General features: G+C 58.1%; 9 protein-coding genes. 7 read left to right on the top strand and 2 right to left on the bottom strand.

The features are described 5' to 3' along the window. The first annotated feature begins 204 nt into the window (after positions 1-204). The 6 genes from IH971_10440 (at position 205) to IH971_10415 (ending at position 4343) form a co-directional block, all read left to right on the top strand. Positions 205-495, top strand: a complete 291-nt coding sequence (locus IH971_10440) for a sulfite oxidase (protein ID MCH7498255.1) — start codon at positions 205-207, stop codon at positions 493-495. Between the two features lie 134 nt (positions 496-629). Beyond that, on the top strand, positions 630-941 hold the full coding sequence (locus IH971_10435) for a ferredoxin family protein (protein ID MCH7498254.1): 312 nt from the start codon (positions 630-632) through the stop codon (positions 939-941). A gap of 243 nt (positions 942-1184) precedes the next feature. After that, positions 1185-2114: a cysteine synthase family protein gene (locus IH971_10430; GenBank protein ID MCH7498253.1), complete on the top strand. Its 930-nt coding sequence runs from the start codon at positions 1185-1187 to the stop codon at positions 2112-2114. Positions 2115-2132: 18 nt separating this feature from the next. After that, positions 2133-2567, top strand: a complete 435-nt coding sequence (locus IH971_10425; protein MCH7498252.1) for a M67 family metallopeptidase — start codon at positions 2133-2135, stop codon at positions 2565-2567. Continuing rightward, positions 2564-3985, top strand: coding sequence for a molybdopterin-synthase adenylyltransferase MoeB (gene moeB / locus IH971_10420; protein MCH7498251.1), 1422 nt, complete (start codon positions 2564-2566; stop codon positions 3983-3985). Before IH971_10425 ends, moeB begins: the two co-directional genes overlap by 4 nt. Before the next feature lie 34 nt (positions 3986-4019). Continuing rightward, positions 4020-4343: a BolA family transcriptional regulator gene (locus IH971_10415; protein MCH7498250.1), complete on the top strand. Its 324-nt coding sequence runs from the start codon at positions 4020-4022 to the stop codon at positions 4341-4343. A gap of 173 nt (positions 4344-4516) precedes the next feature. Here the strand turns inward: IH971_10415 and IH971_10410 are convergent, their stop codons facing one another. Next, positions 4517-4894: a hypothetical protein gene (locus tag IH971_10410; GenBank protein ID MCH7498249.1), complete on the bottom strand. Its 378-nt coding sequence runs from the start codon at positions 4892-4894 to the stop codon at positions 4517-4519. A 401-nt stretch (positions 4895-5295) separates the two neighbouring features. Between IH971_10410 and IH971_10405 the strand changes: the two genes are divergently transcribed. After that, entirely contained in the window at positions 5296-6078 is a 783-nt protein-coding gene (locus IH971_10405; protein MCH7498248.1) for a UbiA family prenyltransferase, read from the top strand. A 237-nt stretch (positions 6079-6315) separates the two neighbouring features. On the opposite strand, the gene IH971_10400 is transcribed toward IH971_10405, so the two are convergent. Next, on the bottom strand, positions 6316-6424 hold a 109-nt coding region (locus IH971_10400), incomplete at its 5' end, for a DNA-binding response regulator (GenBank protein MCH7498247.1).

Raw genomic sequence — 6424 nt, 5'->3', positions numbered from 1 at the left:
AAATGATCGCCGTCCTTGAGCGAACCACGGTGACGCCAACCCAGTAATCCGGACGGGCGAATCAACGCCGGCAGGATGACGACAGCAATCGAAATGGACATTTGGCGGTACTGTATACTACTCGCGTCGATCAATATTTGCGGCTCGAACTCAAGTGAAACCGCCGCATGAATCAGACCAAGGCGGGAAGGGAATATCAGCGCCATGGCATTATTTGTAGTCAAGCATGAGCACAGTGCGGATGTCTGTCCGGCACAGGACCCGCGGACGGCACCTATGCTGCTCGCGCAGTTATCCGCAGAAAATGCGGCCAAGTATGATGTCACGATCCACGGAGAGGCCGTGGTGGACGGTGGCCACACCCTGTACCTGATCCTGAATGCCCCCGATATCAAGCAGGTTGAGGGGTTCATGTCGATGTTTGCCCAGGTGGGTAGCGTGGAAGTGTTGCCCTCTAATTCATGCGAGTTCGTGGTTGCACGGCTGGGATGCTAGGGATTGAACCGAGCAGTCAACGCAGTTCAGTGCGGTTGCACAATCTTGGGCACATCTGTAACGTACACCCTGAGGCCGATGGCCGCCGGGGAAGCGAGGATTGACGTTGGTTACCGGAGGGAATGAGGAGCTTTATGGCCTACATCATCACTGAACCGTGTTTAGGTGTCTGCGATACCTCCTGTGTGGAGGTATGCCCGGTCGACTGTATTCATGGTCCTTTTGAGAAGGACGATGCGGGAGCCGGCGCCAAGGAACTCAAAGAAGCTGAGAAAAGCCTGGAAGGTCTGCAGCTATATATCGACCCTGACGAGTGTATCGACTGTGGGGCATGTGAGCCGGAGTGCCCAGTCGATGCCATCTTTGAGGAGAGTGAAGTGCCGGACGAATGGAAGCCCTTTATCGCCGTGAACTACGAGTACTTTGGGCAGGAAGCGCCGAACTGAATTGAGGGGAGCTGGCGATTCCGATGGGAGGATACACTCCTGGTGTCCTGCATTCCCGCGGTCTACTGTGGCTACCGATCTTGCCGAGCCCGTGTAAATAATACTCATCCCCCAGACAGCTTTGAAACAGTCCGGGGAACTACCGGCAGGGCCCTCCTGGGGGAGCGCAGGCAGCAGAATCGGCCCACTTATCAACGCTACACGATTTACCGGTCTTCTTGACCATAGAGCAACAGGGTTGGGATGGAATTGAGCCCCAATAATACGGTCCAAATCACCCCTACGGGCATCTTCGATTTGGTTGGGAATACACCCATGGTGACCATCTCAATATTCGCTGATGAATACCCCGCTGCAAGGGTAGCAGCGAAGGCAGAATACCTGAATCCGGGGGGCTCATTGAAAGATAGGCCTGTCGCAAGGATGCTGCTGAAGGCCCTTGAGCAGGGTAAGCTTCAGGACGGCAAAGTTATACTGGACTCAACCTCGGGCAACGCCGGCATTGCCTATGCCATCTACGGCCGGGCTGTGGGGCGTCAAGTGGAGTTGGTTATCCCTGGAAACGCCAGTAAGGAGCGACTGATGCGCATCAAGGCACATGGTGCCAAGGTGATATTGACCGATCCTCTGGAGGGCTACGACGAAGCCCTGAGGGAGGTTCGGCGCCGATTTGAGGAGGCGACCGACAAGTACTATTTTGCCGACCAGTACGGAAACGAGGACAACTGGCTGGCGCACTACGAAACGACCGGAGAGGAAATTGTAACGCAGTCGCCAGATTTGACGCACTTTGTCGGTGGCATCGGCACCGGTGGTTCCGTGACGGGCATTTCGCGGAGATTGAAGGAGCACGACCGGAATATCAGGGTCGTTGTAGTCAAGCCCGAGCGCTTCCCTGGAATCGAGGGGCTAAAACCATTGGGCGAAGTGGGCGACGTTGTCCCGGAAATATTGGATGAAACGTTCATTGACGAGTACCTGGAAATAAGTTCCGAAGCAGCCCGACTCATGTGTCACCGATTGGCCAAGGCAGGATTTTTTGTGGGGCAGTCATCGGGAGCCTATATGGCGGCCGTGGGGCAGATTTTACGAAAAGATGCCAATGCCTCCGTCGTCACACTGCTGAACGATACCGGGGAGCGCTACATCAGCACATCATTATGGCAGGACTGAATGGACCCACGAGCATTAATGCTGAGCGAATTGGCCGTGGAAGCGGCCAATGAGTCAGCCGTGAAGGCCTATCCTGAGGAATCGTGCGGCTTTTTATACGGAAGCGATACGGGTCCCACCGTCAAAGTGGTGCTGGCAAGACCGGTTGAGAATCGGCGGCAGGAAGGGCGCACACGCCATTATTTTATTACGCCAGAGCAGTACCTCGAAGGGGAGGACTATGCTGAAAGCTCCGGCTACAAGTTGGTGGGCATATACCACTCCCATCCGGACCATCCCGCGATTCCATCGCAAAAGGACTTAGACGGTGCCTTGCCAGGCTTCGTATATCAAATTCTGAGCATCCTGCAGGGCGCCACAACGGAACACAGGTGGTGGGAGCTATCCCCGGACCGGAGCAAATTCTTGGAGCTCGTTCCGGTGGCACTAGAACCAGAGCCGGCTACGTCATGACCGTGAAAGTTAGAATCCCCTCCCCCCTGCGCCGATTTACCGCCGAGCAGGCTTGGGTAACGGTTTCCGCCCAAACGGTGGGCGAAGCGGTGGCAGCGGTGGTTGATCAATTTGAAGATTTGGCTCAGCATCTTTACGATGCTCACGGCGAGCTCAGGAATTTCATCAATATTTATGTCGGTGAACAGGATATCCGGCAGCAGGGCGGCCTGGACAGACCCCTTCGGGAAGACGATGAGATCATGATCATTCCGGCGATTGCTGGGGGGACGGTGAGCGAGGCAACATTTGATCGCGAAGAATACCTCAGATATAGCCGGCATTTTTCGCTGCCGGAAATCGGGTTGGAAGGTCAGCGCTCGCTCAAGCAGGCAGCGGTCCTTGTGGTGGGCCTGGGCGGGCTGGGAAACCCGGCCTCCCTCTATCTCGCGGCTGCGGGCGTTGGTCACATAGGCTTGGTGGATTTCGACGTGATCGACCTGTCAAACCTCCAGCGGCAGATCTTGTATTCGCTAGAGGATGTTGGCCAGCCAAAGATTAAGATCGCCAAGGAGCGACTCGAAAGCCTCAACCACAAGGTTGAAATATCCGCACACGAAGAGGCCCTTTCATCGGCTAATGCCGGTGGGATTCTAGCGGACTATGACATCATAGTTGATGGCACAGACAATTTCCCCACCCGCTACCTGGTGAACGATGTCTGTGTTTTCCAAGGCAAACCAAACGTTTACGGTTCGATTTTCCGCTTCGATGGGCAGGTGGCAGTCTTCCACGCCAAGGAGGGGCCCTGTTATCGCTGCCTCTATGCGAATCCGCCCCCACCGGGCCTGGTGCCATCCTGTGCCGAGGGGGGCGTCCTAGGGGTTTTGCCCGGCATCGTCGGCAGTTTGCAGGCCATCGAGACGATCAAACTGATCACGGGCGCAGGTGAGCCTTTGATCGGTCGCCTGTTATTGTTTGACTCACTGGCAATGACTTTCCATCAGGTCAGCATAGGAAAGGACCCCAACTGCTCAGTTTGCGGAGAGCACCCCACTATCACTGAACCCATCGATTATGAGGGCTTCTGTGGCGTCTCCGGCACAGCGGAGACCGTAACCGTACCGGAAATGAGCGTGCAAGAACTCAGGGCGAAGCTTGAGAATGGTGACAAGATCCTGATTCTGGACGTTCGCGAGCCGTGGGAGTGGGAAATCGCGCACATTGATGAGGCTCTCCTGATCCCGATGAACTCTATGACTTCTAAGCTCGGAGAGGTCGACCCCTCCAAGGAGATCGTGGTTCACTGCCATACGGGGGGCAGGTCCGCGGCTGTGTCAGACTATCTCATCAAGCAGGGCTACACCCAGGTGAAGAATTTGCGGGGTGGAATCAGGGCCTGGACCCTGGAAGTAGATCCCAGCCTGATGCAATACTGAGGCCCCAGCGCCTCATACTTGCAGAGACTTCACCATGACCGCGCACGATCAACCCGATAAGAGTTCCACCGCGAGCATCCTCCAGGATCGGATCACGACGGCCCTGGCGCCCACCGTGTTTCAACTCGAGGATGAATCCCACCTCCATGAAGACCACCTCCAGGGCGCCAAGCTGCAAGAAGCTCGCGGAGGCGGGCACTTTTCGGCCATTATTGTTGCGGCTGAGTTTGAGGGCCTGCCCCTGGTTCAGCGCCATCGTTTGGTCTACGCGGCCGTGGGGGACCTCATGGGCGGGAAAGTGCACGCACTCTCCATGAAGACGCTGACGCCGGAGGAGTGGGAGCAGTCACAGCTGTAGTCCCCAGGTGCTGGGATATTGTTGCTCCCCGACAGCCTGATTTGTGAAGTTGCTTCTCGATCCGGTAGTGGGCGTCCCATCATCAAACTGGTGTTGCCAAATTAGGCCAGCAGCGCAGCCGCAAATTCCCGGCTACGGGATCATGTTCAACGACGGGCCGCCGCTCTGTGATCCTAGCCGGTGGGCATCCGGATGGCGAACCTGTGGGTGTGTCGCGCGTCGAAGGAACTGGTTTTGATCACCTGCTCGCCATCCTGCAGCCGCTGGAAGTCGGCCCTCCCCAGGATAACGTCATGAGTGTGCATCGCGCCGGTGGACGTGATCGTTTTCCCGCCGGCCGGGGGCTGTGCAACATCCGCGAATAGAATCGTGATTTCGTGGCGGTGGAAATTATCTCTGGAGGATACCACCTTGAATCCGGCCGAGCCGCCTATCCCCTCCTGCCCGACCTCCGTGCCCGGCGCGTCGTAGGCGCATCCGATTTGGGTGATCACCAGGGGCAGCAAGCCCGTGGCAGTGGTGACGTAGATCAAAAATTGCTTTCGTTCCATCGGTAATCCTCCCTTGGGTCAGGCGCCCAACTCCAGGTGCCCTGGAAAAAGCCGCTCGAACTTAACTCTTCACTAGTCGAACTGCACCCACCACGGTAGACCTGAGCAGCACTCCCGGGACGGAGTCACTCGAATCGGGGTCCCCCACTCCGCGCAAAACCCGATGCTGGGAAAGCCCCCGCCGCAACGGTATTTTCCTGCATGCTGATGCGTCTCTATCGCGCCCTCGCAGTGGTGTTGGCCCTTGCGCTCCAGGGAAGCCCGCAGCTCGTCGGAGGCCTGAGGTCAGCGCTCTTCGACACCCCTGGGATCCTATTCGGATGGGTGGCGATGGGGCGCCCAGCGACCTGCCTCATGGCGTCATGAACAGGGTGATCGCACATATAAGGATGTTGCATCCGATGACATCGCTGGCTGTTGCCATCGTGGCCATGGTCATCGCCGTGACCGGGGGCGCAGCCCCCCTGCCCTACCTCGTACTGCGCGCAGGGCTGGTGATGCTGCTCATCCAATTCTCCATCGGCGTGTCCAATGACTTGCTCGATCAACAGTACGATGCGCAGGCCAAGCCCTGGAAACCGATCCCGGCCGGTCTGGTCAAGCAGCGCACTGCCGTCGTCGTGTTCATGGCCCTACTGGCGGGTGCGCTGGGGCTGAGTCTCCGCTTCGGGCCGCTCCCTTTCGCCCTCATGATATTCGGGCTGGCCTGCGGGCTGGGATACAATGTCGGACTGAAGAGAATAGCCCTCTCGTGGCTGCCCCATGCATTGGCCGCACCCACCATACTGGTCTGGTCGCGGGCCATCAACGGAGACGCGTCCCCGGTGCTCTTCTGGGTGTATGCGCTGGGCCTGCTTCTGGGACCCGCCCTGAATGTGGCCAACCAGCTGCCGGGAGCGGAAGCGGCGCAGGCCAGCGGCGAGAATTCCTTCCTGCACCGACTAGGTCCGGTGAAGGGGCGCAGGCTAGCCGGGGCCTTATTCATGCTTACGGCTATCCTCATGCCCACGGTGGTATTTGGCCACCAAGCCGATGTACAAACGGCGCTGGCGGGATCAGGCATTGCGGTCGCCTTCAGCGGGCTATTCATGGTCCTGGCCGAACGTGATTATCGTATCGCTCTGTGGCCCATAGCCGTGATCATCGCAGCAATTCTGGGGATCAGCTTCAACCTGTCAGTCTGATGCAGAGGAAGGTGATGGGCCGGGGGTGCCGGCCTGGCCGGAAGGCTATTCTGACCTACCGTCTGCACCGGTTTGCTCATCGCCATCCGGGGAGGCAGACGAGTTGGTTGTAGGCGTGTACCCGTCATGAAACGAGGTGTGCCGGGGCGGGTTGGGGGGATGCGGGAGGCGAGCGGTTTTACCCGCTCAGCAGGACCGATGCTCGTGCTGCAGGGCGCCTGAGCGGCCGCTGGCGGCTCAAAGGAGATTGCGTTGGATCACGTAGCCAGTCAGCTCGGCATCGGTGCGCGTGTTCATCTTGGCATGGACGCGTGAGCGATAAGTGCTGATGGTCTTGGGACTGAGA

The organism is Candidatus Neomarinimicrobiota bacterium (assembly GCA_022560655.1).
In the GTDB taxonomy this organism is placed as follows: domain Bacteria; phylum Fidelibacterota; class Marinisomatia; order SCGC-AAA003-L08; family TS1B11; genus JADFSS01.
The sequence above is the reverse complement of the archived record's forward strand: the minus strand, read 5'-3'. Positions and strand labels throughout refer to the sequence as shown.